The sequence below is a fragment of the Methylobacter sp. BlB1 genome (assembly GCF_015476545.1).
GTDB lineage: Bacteria > Pseudomonadota > Gammaproteobacteria > Methylococcales > Methylomonadaceae > Methylobacter.
Genome location: NZ_JADMKV010000001.1, coordinates 227197 through 252836, shown reverse-complemented (window position 1 = coordinate 252836; position 25640 = coordinate 227197). Strand labels below are relative to the sequence as shown.

22 protein-coding genes are annotated in these 25640 nt (G+C 48.4%); 11 read left to right on the top strand and 11 right to left on the bottom strand.

The window, feature by feature from the left end; all coding sequences use genetic code 11:
• Positions 1-10: 10 nt before the first annotated feature.
• The 3 genes from IT781_RS01170 to IT781_RS01160 are packed head-to-tail and all read right to left on the bottom strand — an operon-like array spanning position 11 to position 2426.
• A complete protein-coding gene (locus IT781_RS01170) occupies positions 11-1156 on the bottom strand; it encodes a cation diffusion facilitator family transporter (protein ID WP_194968288.1) in 1146 nt (381 codons plus the stop codon).
• Complete coding sequence (locus IT781_RS01165; RefSeq protein WP_194968287.1) at positions 1156-1383, bottom strand: sulfurtransferase TusA family protein; 228 nt, start codon at positions 1381-1383, stop codon at positions 1156-1158. Before IT781_RS01165 ends, IT781_RS01170 begins: the two co-directional genes overlap by 1 nt.
• On the bottom strand, positions 1380-2426 hold the full coding sequence (locus IT781_RS01160) for a tRNA (5-methylaminomethyl-2-thiouridylate)-methyltransferase (RefSeq protein WP_194968286.1): 1047 nt from the start codon (positions 2424-2426) through the stop codon (positions 1380-1382). Before IT781_RS01160 ends, IT781_RS01165 begins: the two co-directional genes overlap by 4 nt.
• A 124-nt stretch (positions 2427-2550) precedes the next feature.
• Here IT781_RS01160 and IT781_RS01155 point away from each other — a divergent pair, with 124 nt between their 5' ends.
• The 6 genes from IT781_RS01155 to IT781_RS01130 all read left to right on the top strand — a co-directional run bounded on the left by IT781_RS01155 (position 2551) and on the right by IT781_RS01130 (position 8704).
• Positions 2551-3717 (top strand): PilT/PilU family type 4a pilus ATPase, encoded by a 1167-nt coding sequence (locus IT781_RS01155; protein ID WP_194968285.1) that lies wholly within the window; start codon positions 2551-2553, stop codon positions 3715-3717.
• Between the two features lie 127 nt (positions 3718-3844).
• Complete coding sequence (gene glyQ, locus IT781_RS01150; RefSeq protein ID WP_194968284.1) at positions 3845-4762, top strand: glycine--tRNA ligase subunit alpha; 918 nt, start codon at positions 3845-3847, stop codon at positions 4760-4762.
• Positions 4762-6831: a glycine--tRNA ligase subunit beta gene (glyS, locus tag IT781_RS01145; protein WP_194968283.1), complete on the top strand. Its 2070-nt coding sequence runs from the start codon at positions 4762-4764 to the stop codon at positions 6829-6831. Before glyQ ends, glyS begins: the two co-directional genes overlap by 1 nt.
• Before the next feature lie 9 nt (positions 6832-6840).
• Complete coding sequence (gmhB, locus tag IT781_RS01140; RefSeq protein WP_194968282.1) at positions 6841-7380, top strand: D-glycero-beta-D-manno-heptose 1,7-bisphosphate 7-phosphatase; 540 nt, start codon at positions 6841-6843, stop codon at positions 7378-7380.
• Between the two features lie 148 nt (positions 7381-7528).
• Complete coding sequence (locus tag IT781_RS01135; RefSeq protein WP_370526866.1) at positions 7529-8098, top strand: lysophospholipid acyltransferase family protein; 570 nt, start codon at positions 7529-7531, stop codon at positions 8096-8098.
• A gap of 111 nt (positions 8099-8209) precedes the next feature.
• Positions 8210-8704, top strand: a complete 495-nt coding sequence (locus IT781_RS01130) for a hypothetical protein (protein ID WP_194968280.1) — start codon at positions 8210-8212, stop codon at positions 8702-8704.
• 227 nt (positions 8705-8931) lie between these two features.
• Here IT781_RS01130 and IT781_RS01125 read toward each other — a convergent pair whose 3' ends face one another.
• From IT781_RS01125 to metH, 3 genes are read right to left on the bottom strand one after another with little or no spacing between them, the layout of a single operon-like run.
• On the bottom strand, positions 8932-10566 hold the full coding sequence (locus IT781_RS01125; protein WP_194968279.1) for an aspartate ammonia-lyase: 1635 nt from the start codon (positions 10564-10566) through the stop codon (positions 8932-8934).
• Positions 10566-11072 carry a TIGR00645 family protein gene (locus IT781_RS01120; protein WP_194968278.1) on the bottom strand — a complete coding sequence of 169 codons (507 nt, stop codon included), beginning with the start codon at positions 11070-11072 and terminating at the stop codon, positions 10566-10568. The genes IT781_RS01125 and IT781_RS01120 overlap by 1 nt, the downstream gene beginning before the upstream one ends.
• A gap of 17 nt (positions 11073-11089) precedes the next feature.
• Entirely contained in the window at positions 11090-14761 is a 3672-nt protein-coding gene (gene metH, locus IT781_RS01115) for a methionine synthase (protein ID WP_194968277.1), read from the bottom strand.
• Between the two features lie 120 nt (positions 14762-14881).
• Between metH and IT781_RS01110 the strand changes: the two genes are divergently transcribed.
• Positions 14882-15073 carry a DUF2970 domain-containing protein gene (locus IT781_RS01110; RefSeq protein ID WP_194968276.1) on the top strand — a complete coding sequence of 64 codons (192 nt, stop codon included), beginning with the start codon at positions 14882-14884 and terminating at the stop codon, positions 15071-15073.
• Between the two features lie 259 nt (positions 15074-15332).
• Here the strand turns inward: IT781_RS01110 and IT781_RS01105 are convergent, their stop codons facing one another.
• Positions 15333-15761: a hypothetical protein gene (locus tag IT781_RS01105; protein WP_194968275.1), complete on the bottom strand. Its 429-nt coding sequence runs from the start codon at positions 15759-15761 to the stop codon at positions 15333-15335.
• A gap of 22 nt (positions 15762-15783) precedes the next feature.
• Positions 15784-16170 carry a hypothetical protein gene (locus IT781_RS01100; RefSeq protein ID WP_194968274.1) on the bottom strand — a complete coding sequence of 129 codons (387 nt, stop codon included), beginning with the start codon at positions 16168-16170 and terminating at the stop codon, positions 15784-15786.
• Positions 16171-16392: 222 nt separating this feature from the next.
• On the opposite strand from IT781_RS01100, the gene IT781_RS22570 reads away from it, so the two are divergent.
• The 3 genes from IT781_RS22570 (at position 16393) to IT781_RS22155 (ending at position 19946) form a co-directional block, all read left to right on the top strand.
• On the top strand, positions 16393-16524 hold the full coding sequence (locus tag IT781_RS22570) for a hypothetical protein (RefSeq protein ID WP_255528651.1): 132 nt from the start codon (positions 16393-16395) through the stop codon (positions 16522-16524).
• 151 nt (positions 16525-16675) lie between these two features.
• A complete protein-coding gene (locus IT781_RS01095; protein ID WP_194968273.1) occupies positions 16676-18580 on the top strand; it encodes a DCC1-like thiol-disulfide oxidoreductase family protein in 1905 nt (634 codons plus the stop codon).
• Between the two features lie 1120 nt (positions 18581-19700).
• The gene (locus IT781_RS22155; protein ID WP_228778832.1) at positions 19701-19946 is read left to right on the top strand and encodes a hypothetical protein; all 246 of its coding nucleotides are present in this window, start codon (positions 19701-19703) and stop codon (positions 19944-19946) included.
• Between the two features lie 1065 nt (positions 19947-21011).
• Here the strand turns inward: IT781_RS22155 and amoB are convergent.
• The 3 genes from amoB to amoC all read right to left on the bottom strand — a co-directional run bounded on the left by amoB (position 21012) and on the right by amoC (position 23980).
• Positions 21012-22256: a bacterial ammonia monooxygenase, subunit AmoB gene (amoB, locus tag IT781_RS01085; protein ID WP_194968272.1), complete on the bottom strand. Its 1245-nt coding sequence runs from the start codon at positions 22254-22256 to the stop codon at positions 21012-21014.
• Positions 22257-22367: 111 nt separating this feature from the next.
• Positions 22368-23111 carry a bacterial ammonia monooxygenase, subunit AmoA gene (gene amoA / locus IT781_RS01080; RefSeq protein ID WP_194968271.1) on the bottom strand — a complete coding sequence of 248 codons (744 nt, stop codon included), beginning with the start codon at positions 23109-23111 and terminating at the stop codon, positions 22368-22370.
• Positions 23112-23227: 116 nt separating this feature from the next.
• Positions 23228-23980: a bacterial ammonia monooxygenase, subunit AmoC gene (amoC, locus tag IT781_RS01075; protein WP_194968270.1), complete on the bottom strand. Its 753-nt coding sequence runs from the start codon at positions 23978-23980 to the stop codon at positions 23228-23230.
• Positions 23981-24269: 289 nt separating this feature from the next.
• On the opposite strand from amoC, the gene IT781_RS01070 reads away from it, so the two are divergent.
• A complete protein-coding gene (locus IT781_RS01070; RefSeq protein ID WP_194968269.1) occupies positions 24270-24728 on the top strand; it encodes a hypothetical protein in 459 nt (152 codons plus the stop codon).
• The last annotated feature ends 912 nt before the right edge of the window (positions 24729-25640 follow it).

Here is a 25640-nt window from a genome sequence, read left to right as displayed (position 1 = left end):
TTTAATCCTTCTAGGTTTTGAAAAATACGAAAACTCGATCAATTCTTTTAACACTGGCGCTCATCAGCGCGCACTGTTTTTTGATTTTTTCCAGCTGCTGCGGCTGCTCACAGAGGGCGAAAGGCAGAATGACTTCAACTTCAATCTGCCCATCAAGATAATGAATTCTAAAATCCTCGATCGCCTGCTTGAAGTCGGCCAGATAATGCTCCAACAGCTGCTGCACATCGCCGCGCAACAGCGGCCTGGACCGGCCCGACATCCCTTCGTCATCCTCGGGATCGACATGCACCAGCACATCCATGACGTCATCGAAGCGCCTGATCAAATCATCCCTGACCGCATCACCGATCATATGGCCTTCCGACACCGTGATGCGCGGATCGACGACGATATGCGCATCGATATAGGCGTCTTCGCCCATCTGCCGCGTGCGCAGCAGATGGATGCCCTCGACGCCGTCGATCTGATGGATTGCAGCGCGGATTTCAGCGACCAGTTCGGGCGGCAGGGACGTATCGACCAGCTCCTTGATGCTGTCAAAGACCAGGCTCAAGCCAATCTTGCCCACCATCAGCGCGACCACGGCAGCGGCAATAGCATCGGCGAAAGGATAGCCCAGCAGCACAGCCGCAATACCCGCCAGCACTACCACTGAAGAGAAGGCATCGCTGCGCTGGTGCCAGGCATTGGCCAACAGCAATTTCGAGCGGGTCCTTTTGGCGATGCGCTTGGTATAGTGGTACAGCCATTCATTAATCAGAATGGAGAGGACTACAATGCCCAAAGTGCGGGCATCCGGCACATGTAAGGTTTCCGGTACGGCAATGTGTTCCATCTCATGCCAGACAATGGCGCCGGCGACAGCGATTAGGCCGACGCCCAGAATACCCGTCGCTATCGTCTCAAAGCGGCGATGGCCGTAAGGATGCTCGTGATCGGCTTCGCGACTGCCCAGTTTGATGGCGATAATCACCAGCAGGTCGCTCAGCAAGTCCGATAGGGAATGAATGCCGTCGGCAATCAATGCCGCCGACTGTCCCAGGATGCCGAAACCGATTTTGATGCAGGTCTGAACAACATTAACCAGCGCTCCGACATAGGTCGCCCTGGCTTTCAGCTTATCGGCGGTTGCCGCATCGCAGACTTCGGCCATTACCCGCCCACTTCCAGCACAATAATATATTCGCCGTCATCGGCGCGGGTTTCCAGCACCTTATGGCCGTTGATGCGGCACCAGGCCGGAATGTCCTGCATGACGCCCGGATCGGTGCCGATCACCTCGAGCTGATCGCCGGCCTTGAGCTGCCTTACCTTGTCCTGCGTACGAATAACCGGCAACGGGCACAACAGACGCCTCGCATTTAACGTCTCTCTAATCATATGAACCACGCCTCGGGAATCTGATCGGCAGGCAACGGCTTGACCTGAATCGTTTTTGTTGAGCCGTCTTTGCCCGTGATGCTGACATCGACCTGATCGGCATCGCGGCCTTGGCCGTAGCGTGCGGTAATCGCGGCCGCCAGCTGCAGATCCTCATCGGAAGGCGAGCCGTCGATCAATACCAAAGGTCCGTTATGGCTCGTGCAGCCCATCATCATGAATTCTTTCTTGTAGCCCTGCAGAAAGCGGCCTTCGCCCTCTTCCCGCGCGACGATCATCTTGAAATTGGGCCGGGGCCGGATATGGCGCCCGACTTTCAATAACATAATATCGTCGAGGTCATAGCCTCTATTGTCGTCACGCGCCTTCCACAAATCGACCAGTTTGGCTGAATAGTTGGCATCGGTCAGAAAACAGCAGCCGCCGGCCGGCTGCGAATACTCGCTGAAACCGTATTGCTCGGCCAGTGCCATCTGCGGCTTGCGCGACCGGCCGCTGAAACCGTACAGTTTTTCCCGGTCTACCCAGCCCTCGCGTTCAGGCAGCGTAGCCGGCAGATTCTTAGCGCACAACGGCCGCAGCAGCAAGTCGTCGGCACCGGACTCGCGCGCGACGACCGGCATGGTGTCCTTGCGCTGCGACATCGGCCGCTGGCCGATCACTTCACCGGTAATGATGAAATCGAAACCGTTTTCGGCGATCCACTGCTTGGCCTTGTTGACCATGAAAATCTTGCAGTCCAGGCACGGGTTCATGTTGGCGCCATAGCCGTGCTTGGGATTGATCAGCACATCCTTGTATTCCTCGATCACATCGATGATATGCAGCTTGATGCCCAACTGTTCGGCGACCCATAGCGAGTTATTGCGCTTGGGCTTGGCCTTGTCCCGGGCCCTGATGGCATGCGTGTGGCCTTCCACGCAGAAACCGGTAAAGAAGTTGATGCCTTCGACATGAACGCCCTGCTCCTGAATTGTCTTCGCCGCCAGCATCGAATCCAGTCCCCCGGAAATCAACGCCACCGCTTTTCTTTGTTGACTCATAACGCTTAAAAAAATGCTCAAAAATGAGTCTATTATACCCGTTTATTTGGCAATGCGACTTCAACTTCTCCGGTTATCGCCTAAACTTTGGCGTTTAATCGTTATTCCCGGGATTTATCGCAATATGGAATTCAAAGACTACCTTAAAATTCTGGTTCTCAAAGACGGCTCCGACCTTTACTTGACCGTGGATGCACCGCCGGCCGCCAAATTCGAAGGCTCGCTGAAGCCTTTGGAAAACATCCGACTGACCAAGGAGCGCATCAAGGAAATCGCCTACAACCTGATGGATGAAGAGCAGCGGAAGGCGTTCGAACAGGCGCCTGAGATGAACCTGGCGCTTTCCGAACCCGGCATCGGCCGCTTCCGAGTCAATATTTTCAAGCAGCGCAACAATCTGGCGCTGGTCATCCGGAACATCAAAGTCGACATCCCCAATGCCGATAAACTGGGACTGCCGCCCGTGCTGAAACAAACCATCATGGAAAAGCGCGGCCTGATCCTGTTCGTCGGCGGCACCGGCTCCGGCAAGTCGACTTCGCTGGCGGCCCTGATCGATTACCGCAACGGCCATTCATCGGGCCATATCATTACCATCGAAGACCCGATCGAATACATTCATCCGCACAAAAAATCACTGGTCAACCAGCGGGAAGTCGGCGTCGATACGCTGAGCTACGAGGATGCACTGAAAAACACGCTGCGCCAGGCGCCTGATGTCATTCTGATCGGAGAGATCCGCAGTCAGGAAACCATGGAACACGCGCTGGCCTTCGCCGAAACCGGCCATCTGTGCCTGTCCACGCTGCACGCCAACAACGCCAACCAGGCGCTGGACCGCATCATCAACTTCTTCCCCGAAGAACGCCGCAATCAATTGCTGCTGGATTTGTCGCTGAATTTGAAGGCGTTTGTCTCGCAGCGACTGGTGCCTACTGTCGACGGCAAGCGCACGGCCGCGATTGAAATTCTGCTGGGCACGCAACTGATCCGCGACCTGATACAGAAAGGCGAAATTCACGCCATCAAGGAAGCCATGGAGAAATCCGAAGAAGTCGGCATGCAAACTTTCGACAGCCATTTGCTGAAGCTCTTCAAAGAAGGCAGGATTTCGCTTGAAGAAGCGCTCAACAACTCCGACTCGCCGAATAACCTCAAGCTGAAAATCAATCTGTCTGAAGGACTCGGTTCGGTTTCGCCCGCGCAAACGCCCGATGCGGCCGGCAGCTTGTCAGGCTTTGCGCTGGAAGCTATCGACAAGGAAGAAGAGGGAGAAGAACCGGCGGAATAATTTCCCGTCTGCCAGCTTGGCACGCCTGCAATTGATATGTGTCATACCTCAGCAATCAGGGCCTATTCAGCCGACATTTTTAAGCTATAATTGACGGCCTTTTTATTGCCCAACAGGTTTTGCTGCCGTGTCGAGTATAAATAACGATGTATCCACATTTCAGGGACTTATCCTGGCCCTACAAAAATACTGGTCAAGTCAGGGCTGTATTTTATTGCAGCCTCTGGATCAGGAAGTCGGCGCCGGGACCTTTCATCCTGCCACTTTCCTGCGTGCCATAGGCCCCGAGCCTTGGAACACGGCCTATGTGCAGCCGTCGCGCCGCCCTACGGACGGCCGTTTCGGCGAAAACCCGAACCGCTTGCAGCATTACTACCAGTTTCAGGTGGCGTTGAAGCCGTCGCCGGATAATATCCAGGAACTGTACCTGAACTCGCTGCGGCATCTGGGCCTGGATCTGCTCGAACACGATATCCGCTTCGTCGAGGACAACTGGGAATCGCCGACCCTGGGCGCCTGGGGACTGGGCTGGGAAGTCTGGCTGAACGGTATGGAAGTCACACAATTCACCTACTTCCAGCAGGTCGGCGGCCTCGAATGCAAGCCAGTCACCGGTGAGATCACCTACGGCCTGGAGCGCATCGCCATGTACCTGCAGGGCGTCAAGAGCGTTTATGACCTGATCTGGACCAAAGGCCCGTTCGGCACGGTCACCTACGGGGACGTCTTCCATCAGAATGAAGTGGAAATGTCGGCCTTCAATTTTGAGCAGGCCAATGTCGAGTTCATGTTCCAGTGCTTCGATACCTACGAGCAGGAATGCCGCAAACTGATCGATCTGGACCTGCCTCTGCCGGCCTATGAGATGGTGTTGAAGGCCTCGCATGCGTTCAACCTGCTGGATGCACGCCACGCCATTTCAGTCACTGAACGCCAACGCTACATTTTAAGAGTCAGAAACATGTCCAAATCCGTAGCCGAAGCCTATTACCAACGCCGGGAATCACTAGGCTTCCCGATGCTGACAGGACAAGGAGCACAATAATGGCGACAAGCAAACATTTACTGTTCGAACTGGGTTCGGAAGAACTGCCGCCGACCACCCTGCTGAAAATGGCGACGGCTCTGCTGAACAACATCACGCAAGGCCTGAAAGACGCCGAACTGAATTTCAGCAGCAGCCGGTTCTATGCGACGCCGCGCCGCCTGGCCGTGCTGATTGAAGATCTGGCCACGGCGCAGCCTGATAAAACGGTCGAGAAACGCGGCCCTGCCGTACAGGCAGCCTTTGCGCCGGACGGCACACCCAGCAAGGCGGCCCAGGGCTTCGCCATCAGCTGCGGCACGACTTTCGACCAGCTGGAGCGCCTGAAGACAGACAAAGGCGAATGGCTGTCCTTCACGCAGCACGTCCAGGGCCAGGCCACCGAAAGCCTGATTCCGGGCATCATCCGGCACAGTATTGCCGGGCTCCCGATCGCCAAACGCATGCGCTGGGGCAGCGGCACGACCGAATTCGTCAGGCCCGTGCATTGGGCCGTGCTGCTGTACGGCGATGCCGTCATCGATACCGAGATTCTAGGCCTGAAGACCGGCGCCGCCACGCACGGCCACCGTTTCCATGCGCCGCAGCCGCTGACCATCGATAAGCCCGAAAACTATGCACAAATCCTGTTCGAACAGGGCAAAGTCATCGCCGATTTCGAGCAGCGCAAAACCATTATCAGAAACGCCGCCGAGCAGGCGGCCGCCGCCGTCAACGGTGCCGCGCACATCGAAGAAGACCTGCTCGAAGAGATCGCGGCCTTAAACGAATGGCCGGTACCGATCACCGGCAATTTCGACCCGCGCTTTCTGGAACTGCCGGCCGAAGTGCTGATCACGACCATGCAGACCAACCAGAAATATTTCCCGGTCAAGAATGCCGCCGGCGGTCTGCTGCCGCATTTCATCACCTTCAGCAATATCGAAAGCAGCAACCCGCAATCGATACAGCACGGCAATGAACGCGTGGTAACCCCGCGCCTGTCCGACGCCGAGTTCTTCTGGAAACAGGACCGCAAAAAGACGTTGGAAGAGCGCCTGCTGACGCTGTCCAGCATCGTCTTCCAGGAAAAGCTGGGCACGCTGGCCGATAAAACCCAGCGCGTCGTCACGCTGGCCGAACACATTGCCGGCAAGCTCAATGAAAACGTCGAACTGGCCAAGCGCGCGGCTTTGCTGGCCAAAACCGACCTGATGACCGACATGGTCGGCGAATTCGGCAACCTGCAAGGCATCATGGGCCGTTATTATGCGCTGGCCGACAACGAACCGGCCGAAGTTGCCTGGGCGCTTGAGGAACAGTACTTCCCCAAACAGTCCGGCAGCCCGACCCCGGGCAGCAAGACCGGCCAGATTCTGGCCATCGCGGAAAAAATCGATACGCTGACCGGCATATTCAGCGCCGGCTTGATTCCTACCGGCGATAAAGACCCTTACGCCTTGCGCAGAGCCGCGCTCGGCACGCTGCGCATCATTATCGAGAATCGGCTGAATCTCGACATCAAAGATCTGATTGCGTTCTCGCTGAGGCAATTCACGCATGAATTCGAGCACGATGAAACCTATAAGCTGGTCGTCGATTTCGTCTTTGACCGTCTGAGAGGCTACTGTCTCGACCAGGGTTATACCGCCGATGAATTTGATGCGGTGATATCGGTAACGCCGGCAGAGCCGCTGGACTTTATTCAGCGATTACAGGCCGTCAAGGCGTTCAGACAATTGCCGGAAGCCGAAAGCCTGGCGGCTGCCAACAAGCGCATCCGCAATATCCTGAGAAAGTCGGACACCAAAGCCGCCGACAGTGTTGGCAATTTAAGCGAAACGCAGGAAAAACAACTGCTGGCCGCCGCCACGCAATCGTCCCAGGACATCCAGCCTTTACTGGCGAAACGCGATTACCAGGCCGTGCTTAACCGCCTGGCCCAGCTCAGAAATGACGTGGACGCCTTTTTCGACCACGTCATGGTCATGGCCGACGACCTGGACCTGCGCGCCAACCGCCTGGCCCTGCTGACGCTGGTGTCCGAACAGTTCTTGACCTGTGCCGACATATCCAGACTGCAATCGTAAACGTCAGGCATGGATCGATACGTTCTGGTAGACCGTGACGGCGTCATCAATCATGACTCCGACGACTATATAAAATCAGAGGAAGAGTGGCGGCCGATCGAGGGCAGCCTCGAGGCCATCGCCCTGCTCAACCGGCACGGCTACAAGGTCGCCGTCATCACCAACCAATCAGGTCTTCAGCGCGGCTTGTTCGATCAGGCCACGCTGGATCGGATCCATGCCAAAATGCACCGATTAGCTGCCGAGAAAGGCGGCGAAATCGACTGCATCTATTTTTGTCCGCACGGCCCCGATGACGGTTGCGCCTGCCGAAAACCCAAACCGGGCCTGCTGACGGCTTTTGCCGCCGACAAGCATGTCGACCTGCAAGGCATGCCTTTTATCGGCGATGCGCTACGCGATATCCAGACCGCTCAGACTGTCGGCGCCAGCCCGATGCTGGTCAAGACGGGCAAAGGCCAAAAAACCCTGACGGATAATCCCAACCTCAATATTCCTGTTTTTGAAAATCTCTATGACGCAGCAAAGTACCTCGTTTCAAGGCAATAAACTCAGGCTTTATCTCGGCTCAGCCCTGTTATTTATCAGCATTTTCACTACCGCGACAATCGACGGCATATTAATTCTTTTGTGCATGCCAGCACCTTTTTCCGTGCGCTATAAAATCGCCACTGCCTGGTGTTCCCTTGTTGTTTGGATGACAAAATTTTTCTGTGGTCTCGGCTATGAGGTTGAAGGACTGGAACATATCAAGGAACTGGATGCGGCCATCGTACTGAGCAAGCATCAGTCAGCCTGGGAAACGCTGGCGTTAAGACATATTCTTCCGCCTCAAACTACTTTATTAAAACGCTCATTGCTCTGGATGCCGCTTTGGGGTTGGGCACTAGCGACGCTCAGACCGATAGCAATAGACCGCGAAAATCAACGTGCCGCCATGCGTAAGCTATTGGATCAAGGCACCGCTTGCCTGCAGGAAGGTTTATGGGTCGTCACTTTTCCTGAAGGCACACGTACTGCGCCCGGAGAAGAAAAAAAATTCGGCGCCGGCGGTGCCATGCTGGCGCAAAAATCAGGTTATCCAGTCATACCTGTTGCGCTTAATGCCGGAGAGTATTGGCCTCGTTACAGCTTTTTAAAATATCCGGGAACAATCAAGGTAAAAATCGGCCCGCCCATTGAAAGTCAGGGCCGCAAAGCCGCCGATATCAATGCCGAGGCCGAAGCCTGGATCAGACAGGCCATGCAGGACATCAGCACGCGTTAAGAAACGTCCTGTATCTTATTTGATGCAATCATGAACCGTATAGCGGGCAATATGCGTATAATGATGGATTTGATATTTCAATTTAAAAAAATAAATAACGGTAACGCATCCATGAAAAAACTACTGCTGATCTCCATATCCGCGTTGTTTCTTTCGGCCTGTGCTGACAAACAGCAATATGAACAGGCTGTACTGGAACAAATGAAGAAAGAAAAAGACATCCAGGACTATAAAATCGACCCTCAGCATATGGCTGATTGCGTCGTTGACTTGACGACGAAAAACATGCCCGGTATTTTCCCCGGCGATCCTAATCGCATGACGGCTTACCGCAACTATACCAAGATGCTGACTCTGATGGATTCGAAAGATCCCAAAAAGACGCTGGAAGAACTACGCAATGACTTTGGTTCGCCCCAGGCGCTTGCCGATGCTCATAACAACTATACCGAAAGCATGATGGACTGCATTGCGGCCGTTATCACAGAATCCGAAGAAGACGGTAAAGCGGCAGCGGAACAGGCGAAACCGGCAGAACCTGCTCAACCAGCGCCCCCTGCCCAACCTGCGGTGCCAACTCAACCGGCAGAACCACCTAAAAATTAACCGCCACTTCCTTGATAGATCCGATCAAAACGGCGCATAAAGCAGGCCGTTTGTTCGGGATTATAATCCGTAAAAGAAAATTGCAGATTGAGTCGGGGCAATATCATTGCCCCTATTCTGACCGGTGTCTGTTTCTGGCAAATGACAGGCGCGAATCTCTCATGGAAAGCATCGACATCCGGCGCCGTTCAGAGGCCGGAACTTGCAGTCCGCCTGCCAAATACGGGTTACTCGTTTATGCCGCCTTGAGTTAAATGCGCGGGCTCTAGCAGTTTTTCCAGTTCCGTCCGGCTTAGTTCGGTCATTTCAGCGGCGACGTCAATGATCGGACGGCCCTGCTTATAAGCGGCTTTCGCGACTTCGGCGGCTTTCAGGTAGCCGATGATCGGATTCAGGGCCGTCACCAATATCGGATTTTTCGCCAAAGCCTGCTGCAGATTGTCTTCCCGGACCGTGAAACCGGCAATCGCTTTATCGGCCAGCAAACGGCTGACGTTCCCGAGCAGTTCTATACTCTGCAGGATGTTGTGGGCGATCACGGGCAACATCACATTCAGCTGGAAGTTGCCTGATTGGCCGGCGATAGTGATCGTTGTATCGTTGCCGATCACCTGGGCGGCTACCATAGCCGTCGCCTCGGGAATAACCGGATTGACCTTGCCGGGCATAATGCTGCTGCCAGGCTGCAGCGCCGGCAGTTCAATCTCTCCCAGACCAGCCAAAGGCCCGCTGTTCATCCAGCGCAAATCGTTAGCGATCTTCATCAGGCTGACCGCTACAACTTTCATCTGGCCCGATAATTCAACCATGGCATCCTGAGCGCTCAGACTCTCGAAAAACGATGCGTTTGGCTCAAACGGCAAACCGGCCTCTCTGCCGAGCGTCTGAGCGAATTTTGCCGCAAACTCGGGATGAGCATTGATGCCCGTACCGACTGCCGTGCCGCCTTGAGCCAGTTTATAGACCCGAGGCAGCGCAGAATTGATGCGATCGATGCCATTGCGAATCTGCAGCGCCCAGCCGTCCAGTTCCTGGCTCAGGCGCACGGGCATCGCATCCATTAAATGCGTGCGTCCGGTTTTGGTAATATGATCGAGGCTGGCTGCTTTTTCTTCCAGTGTCTGAGCCAAATGTGCCAGCCCCGGCAGTAAGATTTTCCGGCATTCGATTGCGGCGCTGACATGGATCGCGGTCGGAATCACGTCATTGCTGCTCTGCCCCATATTGACATGATCATTCGGACTGACCGGCTGCCCAGCAATTTGGCTGGCCAGATTAGCCAATACTTCATTGACGTTCATATTGGTGCTGGTGCCGGAGCCGGTCTGGAACACGTCGATCGGAAAATGCTGGCTATGGCCGCCATCGATGATCTGCTGGGCGGCCTGCACAATTGCCTGACCCATAACAACGTCAAGTTCCCCCAGTTCCATATTGACCTTGGCCGCGCTCTGCTTGATCAACGCCACGGTCTTAATGAAAGCCGGCGGCATGGTCAAGCCGCTGACCGGAAAGTTATTGACCGCTCGTTGCGTTTGCGCCGCGTATAAAGCATCGGCCGGCACTTCCAATTCGCCCATGCTGTCTTTTTCAATTCTGTAATGTTCAGTCATTGCTAGTCCACTAATAAATTCGTTAACATCATTTCGGCCGAACGGCCATCCCAGTTCTTGTTGAGTTGCCGGATGATATAAAACGGGAATCCGTACCGCGTAATCCGCCTGCCATTGGGTCTGCTCGGCTATGTCTACCGTCTCGACAGTCAGTTGATCGGTAGCTTGCGCTCTGCATGCAGCAACGATGGCTTCCGCCTCTTCGCACAAATGGCAGCCCGCCGTACCTAACAGTAGTAATTTTATCATCAGTGCTTGGTGAGCCTTTCAAGATACCCCATAAACAGGGCCGATATCACAAAGGTCAGGTGCGTCAGGACGTACCACATGATTTTGTCATTATCGGTCGTCTGTGCGTTCATAAAAATTTTCAATAGATGGATTGAGGAAATCGCAACTATCGATGAGGCCACCTTCATTTTAAGGGACGTGTAATCATGCGTGCCCAGCCAGTCGAGCTTCTCAGTTTCCTCGCTCAGATCCATTTGGGAGACGAAATTTTCATAGCCGCTGAACATGACGATAACGATCAAGCTTGCCACCAGCGTCATATCGATCAAGGTCAGCAATTTCAGAATCATTTCGGATTCGTCAGCTTCGAGGATATGAGGGATGAAGTGAAACAGCTCCTGAAAGAATTTTATTGAAAGTCCCAGCAAAGCCAGGCTCATGCCGACATACATCGGCGCCAGAATCCAGCGACTGGCGTACATGAGCCTTTCTATTAGTCGTTCCGTCTTCTCTTTGATTGTCATGCTTGGTATTTTTGATATTAATGATGCAAATGTGTTGCCAGCCAACGCTCGGCCACTTCTTCGGCGATGCCTTTGCGCCGCGCATAATCCGCTAACTGGTCGCGGTCGATTTTTCCGACATTGAAATACTGGGCGTCAGGATGGGAGAAATACCAGCCGCTGACAGCCGAAGCCGGATACATCGCGTAGCTTTCGGTCAGTTCTATTGACGTGTTTGCAGTCACATTCAACATTTCAAACAGCTTCGCTTTCTCGGTATGGTCGGGACAGGCCGGATAGCCAGGCGCCGGCCTGATGCCCTGATAGTCCTCACTAATGAGTTGCTCATTAGCATAAGCCTCGTCTTTGGCGTACCCCCAGTATTCCTTTCTGACCGCTTCATGCATGTATTCAGCGAATGCTTCGGCCAATCTGTCGGCCAGAGCCTTCAGCATAATGGCGCTGTAATCGTCATGATCCCGTTCAAACTGGCGCAGTTTTTCTTCTATGCCGATACCGGTTGTAACGGCGAATGCACCGATATAATCGGTTTTGCCGCTATCTACCGGCGCAATGAAATCGGAGAGGCAATAATTGGGCCGGCCCGGCGCCTTTATATTCTGTTGCCGCAAATGATGCAAAGTCTCGAGCTTTTGCTGACGTGAGTCATCAGCATAGACAATGATATCGTCGCCTTCGCTATTGGCCGGGAAAAAGCCGATAACGGCACGGGCTGACAGCCATTCCTCGGTAATGATTTTCTTCAGCATGACTTGGGCATCGTCAAACAACTTTCTGGCTTCATTGCCGATGACTTTATCAGCGAATATTTTCGGATAGCTGCCAGCCATTTCCCAGGTTTGGAAGAAAGGCGTCCAGTCGATATACCAGACCAGCGTGTCCAGTGGGAAATGATCGATGACGTTGGTGCCCAGAAACGTTGGCTTGACCGGCTCATAGTTGCCCCAGACGTATTTATTGCGTCTTGCCGCAGCCAGGGTATGTTGCTTGGTTTTTGCCTCGCGGCCTTTGTGCCGGTCCCTGACCTCCTGGTATTCTGAACGGATTTTCTGGATGAAATCGTCTTTCAGGTCAGTGCTCAGCAGATTGCTGGCGACGCCGACACTTCTGGATGCATCGGTTACATAAACGGTAGGTCCATGATAATTGGGCTCGATTTTGACCGCCGTATGTGCGCGCGATGTAGTCGCACCGCCTATCATCAGCGGGATATCGAAACCCTGACGCTCCATTTCCTTGGCCATATGCACCATTTCGTCAAGAGACGGCGTAATCAGGCCGCTCAAGCCAATAATATCGACGTTTTCCAGGCGCGCAGTCTGCAGGATTTTTTCCGCCGGCACCATGACGCCCAGATCGATGACTTCATAATTGTTGCACTGCAGCACGACGCCGACGATATTTTTACCGATGTCATGGACATCGCCCTTAACTGTCGCCATCAGGATTTTGCCGTTGGTTCTCATTTCTCCGGACTTGTCGGCTTCCATGAAAGGCATCAGATAAGCGACGGCTTTTTTCATGACCCGAGCTGATTTGACGACTTGCGGCAGGAACATTTTGCCGGCGCCAAACAGATCGCCAACCACATTCATGCCGTCCATCAATGCGCCTTCAATGACATGCAGAGGCCTTTCGGCTTCCAGTCTCGCCTGTTCGGTATCTTCCTCGACAAATTCGTCGATACCCTTGACCAGTGCGTGCTCCAGGCGTTTATTGACGGGCCAGCTGCGCCATTCCTGGTCTTCCTGTTTTACCGCACTACCGCCCTCGCCACGGTATTTCTCGGCCAGTTCCAGCAATTTTTCCGTTGCGCCCGCGTGACGGTTCAATACCACATCTTCGACCGCATCGCGCAAATCCTCAGGAATGTCGGCATAGATCGCGAGCTGGCCGGCATTAACGATGCCCATGTCCATGCCCGCATTGATGGCATGGTACAAAAATACAGCATGGATTGCTTCTCTTACCGGATTGTTGCCGCGGAATGAAAACGACACGTTCGACACGCCGCCTGAGACCAGCGCATGCGGCAGGGTGCGTTTAATTTCACCTGTGGCTTCAATAAAATCCAGACCGTAGTTATTGTGTTCGTCAATACCGGTCGCGATCGCGAAAATATTCGGGTCAAAAATGATGTCTTCAGCAGGAAAGTCAAGCTGCTCGGTAAGAATCTTATAAGCCCGCTGGCAAATTTCGATTTTCCTGTCTTTGGTATCGGCCTGGCCCTCTTCATCAAAAGCCATGACGATAGCAGCTGCGCCATAGCGGCGGATCAGCTTGGCGTGCTGTATAAAAGCCTCTTCGCCTTCCTTGAGTGAAATGGAATTGACGACGCCTTTGCCCTGGATGCATTTCAGGCCGGCTTCCAGAATTTCCCATTTGGACGAATCGAGTATGATAGGCACTCTGGCAATATCGGGCTCGGACGCGATCAGATTAAGAAAGCGCACCATCGCTTGCTTGGAGTCCAGCATGCCTTCATCCATGTTGATATCGATAATCTGGGCGCCGTTCTCAACTTGCTGTTTGGCGATGTCCAGCGCTGCTTCGTAATTGCCTTCAACGATCAATCTCTTGAATAAGGCCGAGCCGGTTACGTTAGTGCGCTCACCCACATTTACAAATAGGGTCTGCGGACCTATATTCATGGGCTCCAGCCCGGCTAACCGGCACTGTTTCTCGATGACGGGAATAGGTCTCGGACTGTATTCTTTTACGGCTTCGACTATCGCTTTGATATGCGCCGGCGTGGTACCGCAACAGCCGCCGATGATATTCAGATAGCCGCTGCGCGCCCAATCGGCCAACTCTTCGGCCATCGCCTCCGGCGACTCGTCATATTCTCCGAACTCATTAGGGAGACCGGCATTCGGATGCGCGGAAACGTAAGTATCTGCAATGGTTGAAAGTTCATCTATATGCTGACGCAGTTCTTTTGCGCCTAATGCACAGTTAAAACCAAACGCTATCGGCTCGACATGCCTGAGCGAATTCCAGAAGGCGGCTACAGTCTGTCCGGAAAGCGTTCTGCCCGAGGCATCGGTAATCGTGCCGGAAATCATGACAGGCAGCTTATAACCGATCTGTTCAAAATACTGTTCGACTGCAAAAATGGCCGCTTTGGCATTGAGCGTATCGAAAATAGTTTCGATCAGAATGATATCGGCGCCGCCGTCGATAAGGCCGTGTGTCGCTTCCGTATACGCTTCAACCAGATCGTCAAAGGAAATATTGCGAAATCCCGGATCGTTGACATCGGGCGACATGGAGGCCGTGCGATTGGTGGGTCCTAAAACACCAGCGACAAACCGCGGCTTTTCCGGTGTCTTTGCAGTGAATTCGCCGGCGGCTTGCCTTGCCAGTCGCGCTGATTCAACATTGATCTCATAAACCAGCGATTCCATTTCATAATCGGCCATGGCGATGCTGGTCGCGTTGAACGTGTTGGTTTCAACGATATCAGAGCCGGCTTCAAAATAGGCTTGGTGAATGGCTCTGATAATGTCGGGCTGAGTTATCGACAGCAGATCGTTATTACCTTTAAGATCCACAGCCCAGTCGGCAAAACGCTCACCCCGGTAGTCTTTTTCTTCCAGCTTGTAGCTTTGGATCATTGTACCCATCGCACCATCAAGAAATAAGATTCTCTGGGATAATAGCTGCTTTAATAATTGTATTTTGCTCATTGACACTGCCAAAGTGGTATCAGTTAGGATAAAGATTGATAGCGATAGTCGGCTTGAATATAAACATTGCTTAAAGAGCAATCAACCACTATTATTTTAATATTTCTATCGGAGAAGGACATGTCGAAACCAACAGTAATTCAAGTAATTAAGAGCGTTCTGTCCGCCGTCGTCGGTGTACGGAGTGAAAAGAACAGACAAAAGGACTTTGAACAGGGCTCGCTTTCAACTTATGTTATCGTAGGGGCAATCTTTATTGTTCTTTTCGTGTTTGGTCTCATTTCACTTGTCTCAGTTATCGTTGGCGACTAAGTTTGCGCTTTGCCGATGTCTCATTAGAAGATTCTTCTCTGCCTCCGATTAAACAAGGCGCAGCATTGGCGTGAACTTAACTTCGGCCAACAACTTGGAGCCTTCATATTTTCCAGAATTAAGTCTTTGATATATTGAATAAATATACCCAATACTGTCTCGAATAAAATTCATCCATGTGCTTTAGGAATCAGCATGCAATAGTCATAAAAAAAGCCCAAGCATCGCTTGAGCTTTATTTTATGACTACTCTTATCTTTTACTTTTCTGTGGTTTTAAAGCTTTGTTTTATACCTTGAAACATTTCTTTAATGCCGCTGAATAAATTAGCTAAATTAAATTCTTCTTTAAGAACAAATTTATTGCGAATCACCGCAACTGCTAAAAAGCCAGCGATTGGTGGCATCAATTCAAAAAATACTGATAACAATATACCGCCAACTCCTTGAAAGCCGCCCTCATTCTTTCTGTCGCCAATGGTCAATAAATCACGCTCATATCCACTGCTGGACTCACTGCCTCTGACCGCTTCCAAAATATAGATGTTGAACTGAACCAATAGCATTTGCACAATAAAAAAAGCCACTGCACAAATCCCAACCCACATCAATACATTGTTTACTTTTGCTCTCATGGCCGACTGGTAAACCCAGAGAGCCGCAATAATCATTACAATACCGCCTATCATCGTTATACCTCTGTTTTAATTATCATTTTTTTGTCAGGAAGAAGAAAAGATATGTACATTTTAAAACCATTTGGGAATTGTCTTTTTCAACAACCTTACATGATTCATACTTTTCTCGTCCAGGTGTGCTTTGTTTTTTCAGTACGCCATCTTCCACGAAGTACTTCAGGTTAGCTTTAAACTCAGGGGTTCGACCGACAGAGTCAGTCGCTGTTGTTTCAAGCGTACCATCCTCCTTAAAATCCCACTCAACAGTGATTTTCTTCTTTTCTCCATTCAATTTGATCGCTTCCGCATATAAATCCCATTTACCCAAAATCTCAGATTTATCCTTCAATTGGACATCAGCATTTGCAGAAAGCGTAAAGAAAATCGCAACGAGCGGTAACATCTTAACGTATTTTTTCATCTTTTTATCTCGACATATCAGCTTTCAAGCTTTAGATTTTAAAGTATAACACACCCGCTTTCGAGCTTTAAATTTCAGCTCGGAGCAATATCTCTTGATCAATCTCTTCATAAAGTTATGTGATAATTAAGCCTTGACTTTAACTTCACCTAAAGTATCATACGATTTCCGTTTGCTATATCATTAGCAGTTTCTAAATTACAAATTATAGGTAGGACACTCATGGGAGCGATCTTAGATATCACCGAAATGTTAAAATCACCAGCTGGCATGATCGGCGCAGTAGTTGTTATTGCTGCTGGCTACTTCCTTGTAAAATGGGTATTCGCTGAGCACCCAGACGACGAAAAGTAAGATTTAACAATTCCGTCCCTACTTTGGCCGCTCGTATCGCATCAGTCTGTGTTTTCGCGGCGGCCTCAGTTTCCTTCATAATTCCCCCCTAAAAATTGAGATTTATTTTATAATTTATACATTGATTGTTTCGAATTTTCGAATTTAGAAAATGTATAAATTACTCTCTTCCAAGATTTCAAGCCTCCATTCCAAACGCGCACCTGCAACAGGCGTTGGTTTATTCCGAATTTTTTACGGATTGGTCACATTGCAGGAAATTATCTTCCTGTTATATTTCAACCACTTAATTTTTGATCCAATCCCCTATCTGGATGTGGAATTTCCTATGATTCCCTTCTTCCTGTGCCTATGGGGAGTTATTGCTATTTTTATTGTTGCCGGGTATCGCTATCAACTCGCGATCATTTGCAACTATATCTTCTGGATCATTTTCGTTAACTTTACCCCTATGCAAAGGGATTTTGACGGAGGCTTTGATGTATTCATGATAGGAGCAGGATTCTTCCTGCTTTTTATGCCCGGCAATCGCGCTTTTTCCATAGATAGCCTCAGATACAAGCTCAGCACTCCCTTTGTGCACTACAGCACTTATTCCAAACCAACTGTTTCAGCGCTTGCTTATTATTTGCCTGTCGCTATCTGTCTTGGATTTCTCTACTTTGATTCGGCTATCCATAAAATGTTTGCCGAACACTGGCGCAATGGCCTCGGGTCCTGGCTGCCGGCAACACAGCCTTATTATGTTTCAGCAATTGACATGTCCCCCTTGCTGAACAACGAGCTTCTGGAAAAAACCATTGGCTACACTATTTTGGTCTTTCAGTTTACTTTTATATTTTTCTTCTCCAATCCTTGCTTACGTATAGTTTACCTTCTCATCGGGATTGGACTTCACTTAGGCATTGCCTTGTCTTTCAATATTTATCCTTTTGGCATGGGCATGCTTACGTTTTATACGCTGCTCATCCCTTTCAGCTGGTGGCGATCTATTGGCGAACTGATCACTTCGAAGCAACCAGCACTTACTGTATTTTATGATCAACAATGCCCTCTTTGTAATCGAACTGTCCTCACCCTCAACCATTTTGACATCTTCAAGCGCATCGATTTTAAATCAGCGCAAGAATACGCTTCCGCATATCCGGCTCTTGCACCAATAGATAGCAAGACCTTACTCACCGATTTATATGCGCTGGACAATGACAACCGCATCTATTCCGGCATCGATACTTACATTCAAATATTTGCCAAAATGGGTTATTTGCTGCCAGTCAGTCTGGTTATGCGCCTGCCCGGCATTTATCAATATGCGGCCAATAAATACCGTACCATTGCAGATTCTCGCACTCGTATTACCTGTTCATCTGAATGCATTGTTGCCACAAAACTGCCTGATAATAGTCTTTATCATCGCATCTTTGAACAATTCGCTGCTCGCTCGCCTAAGCTTTTTGCAATGCGAGTCTCAAAAGTTCTTATTGCCATATTATTTCTGCAATTAAACAGCACTATACATTATGGCTTCATCTATAGATTCAAGCTGGACACAAAGCAAAATGCATTCAGCGTTGCTCTCGCTCAGGCTAGCAATTCACTCCTTATGACCTCTCAGAGCTTTTTAGGCATCATACCCCATGCCCTATACCTGCATGATCATTTTGCCGGCTATGACCATATCTTAGCCATTACGTATATCGATCAGAATAATGTTGAACGCTGGCTGCCATTTGTTAACGAGCAAGGTCGATTACTGGCTCCAAATTGGGGCAGAGTTCACTCCATGTGGGCTAACATTGCTGTTACGCCCAATATTGATAACAAGCGTTTACATAAGTTTATTATGAAGGTCACTGCTTTTTGGGGACAAAAAATTGACTTAAAGCTCGACGAAACGGTGTTTCATATAAAACTCAAGAAAATTGATGCGCCTTCTTATTGGGTTTACGATCAATTGCACAAGAATTTTTCTTCACCATGGAGCACTATTGGCACTGCCAAATGGAATCATGGCGTAATCACCTTTGATCTACCCGATAATATCAATGAACTATAATGATCCTAAAAAATTCGAGGGATTTTATATTGCATCATCCATGCAGTCGTGATATAAATTGCTTGTGCTTAAAAACTGGCGCAAAAAATATATAAAAATAATTTACACCCCTATGGAGGATATTATTATGAAGAAAGTATTATCACTTTTAGCTATGGCATTGATGATCGTTGGTTTAACTGGTTGCATCGATGATCCAGATGGCACTAAACAAAAAGTTTCTAGCTCTATCTCTCTTTAATCAATAGAGATCAAAGAACCAAAAAACCCAGCTTTATGCTGGGTTTTTTGTATAAACGAAAATTTTTTTCAGAAACATTTCTTAATGGCTCTTATTGGATTCCGGGGAAATACCCAAGCCTATTTAAAGCAAGTCTTGAATTTGAGGTTCAGTATCCCCAGATAGGACGGATGATTGCCTTACCTCAGCTATTAGATAATGCCAAATGCTTTGAAACAGTTCGCGCCCTTGCGCTGCTCAGGTAAAGTGTCTTGCCCCCATTACGGTTCAGAAGCCATTATCAAGCAGGCAAGGATGATACCTAACCTGAACGACAGCGCTATAGTTGCACGGCTTGTCAGCGCAAATTCGACGATTTAACCGGTACGATTTTCGCGGGCCACTATCCTCATCGCAAGCATATCCTCCGACACCATGGCAAACACTTTTTCGTGCGCATCCCCATGACGCCAGGCGGTCATAAATTGCCTATTCATCGATATAAATGAGCGTACCCGGCACTATGATGCTTTGGATATAACGGGCTGGATGGTCGCTTGCTGAACATTGTCCAGCGTGCCGCGTCCACGAGCGCCTTTTAAGCGGTTACGCCGACCTTTTCGGCCTTTTTTTACGGCTTCCGGTTGGCCTTTATGCCCAGCCCCCCCATAAACTTCATCGCATTCGACCTCGCCCTCCAGTACCACGACCGGTCTTTTGCTGACGATCCTTGACCGCAACTGGCGAGTTATTTACTGAACATCCGCTTCATTTAAGTCCAGCTCGCGGGCAATCTGCGCGTTCGATAAGTTCAAGCCCATAAAATACAAGCACAGCACCCAGATTTTCAGGGGTGGGTGATGGGTTTTATGAAGTGCATGTGAGCACCATGGAAGGGTTTTGGTCACTGCTGCGCTCCTCTGGTTACGCCTGCATCGCGAGGCTTCCCAGGCGCATCTGCCCATTTATTTAGGCTTTTTTGAATTTGTGCATAACGCCAGAAAACGCGGTAAAGCGTTATTAAGTTCACTGCTGGAGCTGATCATCAGCTATCCCCTCCCGGAATCCATTATGAGCCTTGATTTTTTGCCATTCAGCCTAAAAAATCGTCCACATCGCAGAATAAGAGTGTTCGTCAGTAGCTAGTTTTAGTTTGAGAAAGTTAGCGTCGAAAAACTTATTTTTTCTTTATATAGCAAAAATGCGCTTCCTTTCCTTACCCCGAACTCAGGTTAATTACATTTTCGCATTATTACCGTCAGCAATAACCGCCTTTATGACAGCAGCCCAGTTTCTGGTGAATAAACTCATCATTAATGATCTCAAACGGTTAAAGCAAGTATACTTTCAACTAACTCTACTTACTCTCTAAACATCATTAAATGACTCGTAGCGCCGTTATGGCATCACCATAGGAAGAGGCCAAAAGCATACAACCAATTGCCACTGACCGGCTTATCTAAAAGTCGCTGGCGATTTTCCTAATTGCTGCGCTTTTGACACGAGGACAGGGCGATACATTGACCTCTCCCGTCGCGTTCACTTCTAACCTGTCTTCAATTCGCGCCTCAACCTTCTAAAAATGATCAATTTTTACACAATTCTTTTCTGAAAAATTGCTCAATTCCAGCATTTTTAACAGCGCCGTTAATTTCAAGTAGCAAAAATGTACTGTCTATTTTCGTCTTGTCCAACTTTTTATTATCCAGAACAACAATTGCCTTGCTCCGCCTGCGCCTCACAACCTGTGCAATATTAGTGAAAAAATCCAGCCCATGCACAATCTTTCTGCACAAACATTGTGCTCCATAATGATTTCTGCTCGTAATACTCGTAATAACTGTAGTCTTATTTATTTCCGGAAATTTAATGTTTTTAAAGTATTAGCCAACTTATTCTCTGAAATTTTCATTTTACAGACAGTCTCAGCATAAATTACTTCAACCGCATTTATGGCCATCCTTATCCCAAGGTAAAGTCATTATCGCTTTGAATATACTTAATAAGCATGTTAAATCATTCAAAATATGATCGATTTCTGTTGATTTACGTTTATTTCATCCTTACGCGATTTCAATCCATTTATTAAATTTACTACTCAACCTTAATTGTTATATCTTTTATTTTTCACAAATAAAAAACCCCCGTTACCTTTCGGTAACGGGGGTCTTAACCCTTAACTGACAACCAATGTTATCAGCTAATTATTCATTAGATGAATGTTGGGATTAATGGAGCGTCTACAGTAACCAATTGACGGTTGCCAGCTTCATCGTAGAAGAACAGCAAACCAGCAAAACGGCTGTCTGGATCGTAGATCAAGTCAGCTAAACGATAAACTTCCCATGCAGCGTCAGAAGCAGTAACTTCAACAGTTCTTGATTCGCCTGGAGCAAGTGGGCTGTTATCGCTAACAGTCAGACCTTCTTCAGCTAACAAGTCATCTGGATAGTTAGTTGTATCTTCAGAAACTGCTGGATCCAAGAAACGTACGCCAGCTGTTTCGAATTCGCCTAAACGAATAGCTGAATCACCGTTGTTAGTAACAGTCAGTGTCATTTGCATAGCACGACCAGGTACACGGTAAGAAGCATCTTCAACTTTAACGCTTACAGTTGGTGCAGGCATTTCAATTGGCTTCATGCCACGCATCAAACCAGCTTGCAGAGGAGTAGTTACAGGATACTGTTCGTTAGTGCTGCCCATTGAGAAAGCAACGATAGCGATAGTACCAGCTCCGAAAGCCATAGCAACTTTCTTGTCAGTAGCAGAGATTAAAGAATCAGCTTTACCTGATTCAACTGCAATTGAACGTGGAACGAACATTGGCTTACGAGCCCAGTATACCAACCAAGCTAAGCCCAGAGCATACCAGAAAGCGTGCCAGAAGTAGATGTTACCCAGGTTGAAGTGTTCCAGGTCGATTGTTTCGCCTGTCAAAGTTGTGATTGGGTTAGTGAATGATCCCATTGTACCAGTAATAGTTACCCATTTACCTGGACCGATGATTGGACCACCGCCTTCAACGTTCATCATAGTATGAACGTGCCAGTCACCTGGACGACGTGCTTTTAACAATACTTTAAACTCATAAGTTTCGCCCAGTTCCAGAGTAACTGAACGAGGAACCAATTGACCACCGATCCATGATCCTGCACGAATAAATACAGCACCTGGAATACCAATGTTCAAGAATGAGACTTCTGGTTTATCAACAGTTTCTGGCCATCCAGCAAAAACGTGGAATTTACCAGAAATTGTCATTGTATCGTTAACTGCTACTTCTTCTTTTGACCAGTTCAAGTCAAACCAGTGAATAGTACGCATACGCATGAAAGCAGCCTGTGACTTTTCACCATGAGCAGATGCAGTTGGCGTGTAGAACATCGCTGCTGTGACAGTCATCAGCAGTGCGACAAAGGATAGTTTCGCAACTTTGTCTTTAATCAATTTCATATATCCTCCTCTGTAATAGAGAGTCTATTGTTTTTCCGAGTATCCTAGGGCAACTGAAATAATACGGTTGCCTCTAGTCCTTTTAATGTGTAGTTTTCTGTTAAACGATTCTTATGCAGACTGAACGAAGTCAGGTTTTGAGAACCATTTACCGAAGAAATGCCACAGGAAGTAAATTAAGATACTCACGAAAGCAGAGAAGAATGCTGATACTGGAGCAACGTCTTTACCGAAAGTTCTTAGTGTACCTTTTTCAACCATTCTGATGTACTCAGGAGTACCTGTTCTTACGTAGTGGTAACCTTGTAAGTCAGCCAGAGTAAACATCATGCCATTGTATTCAACAGGAATGTGCAATGGAGCAATGATTGGCCAGTTGCCAGGATAGAACAACAGACCCCATGCCATACCGCCAACAACCGCTGTCAATGTCATGCTGTTTGACAACATCAGGATAACATCAAGAACGATAGCGCCTGGCACCAGGTTTGAAGGGAAGCAGAAGTTTACTGGGAAGTATGTCCAACCCCAGAAGTTCAAGTATCTGTTAACCCATTCGCCTAACAGCAGACCCAGTACGCAAACAACTGCGCCGAAAGGCAGTCTGTAACGGAACCACAAGCATGCTTGAACAGCAGCTGGGAAAGTGATTGAAACGATAGGTGCAACAGTCACCCACAGACGTCTGTCTTTCCAGTCAGTCCAGAAATCCCAGTCACCACCGGTCAACATGTAGTGAATGTGATAACCACCCAGAATAACGAAAAACGCTGTGAAGAGAATCAAATAGTCTAACGTACGTGAAGCTTTTACCGCTTCTGCACGCGAACGAACAGCTGATTGAGATGCGCTCATTAGCTTACCTCCTAAAGGATTTAAATTATTTTTATTAACACCATCTTCACTACGCTGTTTTGCCTTGAAAAGAGGCAAAACAGCCAGGAGATAGTTATTACAACCGAGACTCTAAATTAAGCTAAGTCTTTTTTCAGCAGTTTAGAGAAAGCCGCAACTTCGATGTTGATAACACCTAATACACCCAAAGCAGCCCATCCGAAGAATACGAAGCCATAGTGTAAAGGAGCAACGAAGAGCTCTTCCATAAACCAGAAAGTGTGACCCCACTCATTCAGACCAACGTTTGGCAGAATCATGAAAGGACCAATTACTGATACCATGTACTGTAATGCCAGACCTTGTTGGTATGTAGGCAGTCTTGTTTTTGCATACAGGAATGAAGCAAAACCAGTAATGATGTAGATAGGATAGCTCAAATAGAATTCGATGATGTGGCTTGGAGTAAAGTCAGTATCACGAACGATTGTTTGGTGCCATGTACCATCTTGCTCAGTGAAGTAGCTAGCACCATAGTAAATAGCGATAGCGTACATTACCAACCATGTCCAGTGAGTGAAGTGTCTTCTTAACTCTTCTCTTGGAGTGATTGACATCACTTTGCGGTCACGAGTTTTCCAGATGTAACCCCACAGAACTGATGCGGTGACTACTTCAAGAATCATCTCGGTGTACAGAAAGTTCATCCAATATGTTTCGAATTCAGGTGCGAATGAATCCAGACCAGCTGACCAGCCATAAATTCCTTCATACCAACGAACCCAACCGTAGAACACTATATAGAGTGCTGCTCCGAGAAACATATTTCTTTTATTTAACAGCGGTGCTTCCGCAGCATCAGCTTTCACTGATTCAGTTGTAGCTGCCATTTCTACCTCCTAAAAATTATCAAATCCCCGGTTTATTAGCCGGGAGTCTATTGTTACAACTCCATTTTCTCACCCCTACTTCTAATTCTAGAATCAGGATGTCACCAAGTCTATTTAGTGAGCGCTCAGTCTACCAGTTCGATTACCCTTGTCAAGTCAAAAACAATTCTGAATTTTGTTTGTCTCATATTCACTTCATTCACGATAAATTTCCTTGCTGTTAAAACTTTGATTTCTGTTAAAATTCTTGTCCATCCTTTCTATTTTTGTGATGTAACTTCTAAATCTTATGAAAAAAAATCTTATCTTATTTCTGAGAAAACACCCTATTTTAGTCCTCGCCGTCGGCTTGGTTGGGCTGATATTAATTCAGCGGGAATTCATCATGCCCTTGATCTACAAAGTTATTCAGTCAGATTTATTTCTTGTTGACACCAAAGATCAAGGTAGCGCTTCCCCTATTTCCAATTCTCTTACAGATCTCGCGTTCACACACTGCAACAGTTACATTAAATCAGAGCTCGGTTCAGATGTGACAATTAACTTTCCTGAAAAACCTATTAATGCCTGGAGCCTTGGTGATTATCAGTATGTGATTAACGCTGAAGTCGATGTAACCAGCGACTCATCTACCGCCACCAAAAGATATGTATGCCGAATTAATTACAATAATAAAGACAATGAGGAAGGTGCCGTTGATTCTGCTAACTGGTCTGTCTACGGACTGTCTGGTTTAGATGATATCTAGAACTTATTCACCTAATTTATTCTTAAATTGTCCGGATTTACACAATTTTTGCCTTTCCTTCACCGGGAAGCCTACAAGGAAGTAGGCTGTGTAGGGCGACAAGGCAAAAAAGCTCCTCAACGATCGCTCCTGCTTTGCCTAAAGCAACCATTGTCAATGTTTTATTACACGCCATTTATGGCTTTATGCATTTTCTATATTCGTTCATCCCTGTAATTTAGCTGTTGCAGATGATTGCAGGACAGAAAGAGCCAAAGCAACGCAGAAAACGATTGTCGGCCAAGTGAAAAAGAGAAAAATCTAAAAAAGATGGCATCTGCTTAAAAACCACTGGAGCAACTCCTGTCGCTTTTTATGCTTGAATAAGCTACTGGCGGCTGAAGTCGTCCTATATGCTTGCAAAAAAGCTTTATTTCGAAGCCTAATGATGCAAGTGCTTGGCAATACAATGAAATTGTAGGCACCATCGTAATCAACGCGGACCGCATTCGTCGGCTTCTTCACTATAAACACACCGAGTCTGCCGATAGGCCGTCCGTTAATCCCCAGATCCAGGTTAGGTCCAAGAGTTTGCTGGAAAGGATCAAATCAGGACGCATCATCCTTAAGCAGAATTCCCAAACATTCGTCCGATATACTCATTTAGGCCTGTATGAACCGAACAATTGCGCCCATGAATCCGTGAGGAATGGTATTTGCTATCAACTCTTCCGGCCCCAGAAAGAGCACCAATATTTATCTGGAATTTTTTTATACTCAGAATTCACTGATAACTTAAAGGCGCTATTTTGAAATCCATCAACCAGGCGATGATCTCTACCGCGATGGCCGTCTGCGACCAGCTTCCGTTTTTTATTGCAGGCATCGAGAATAACTTTAACAGGCGCTAAACTGGCGAAATACCGGTTGGAT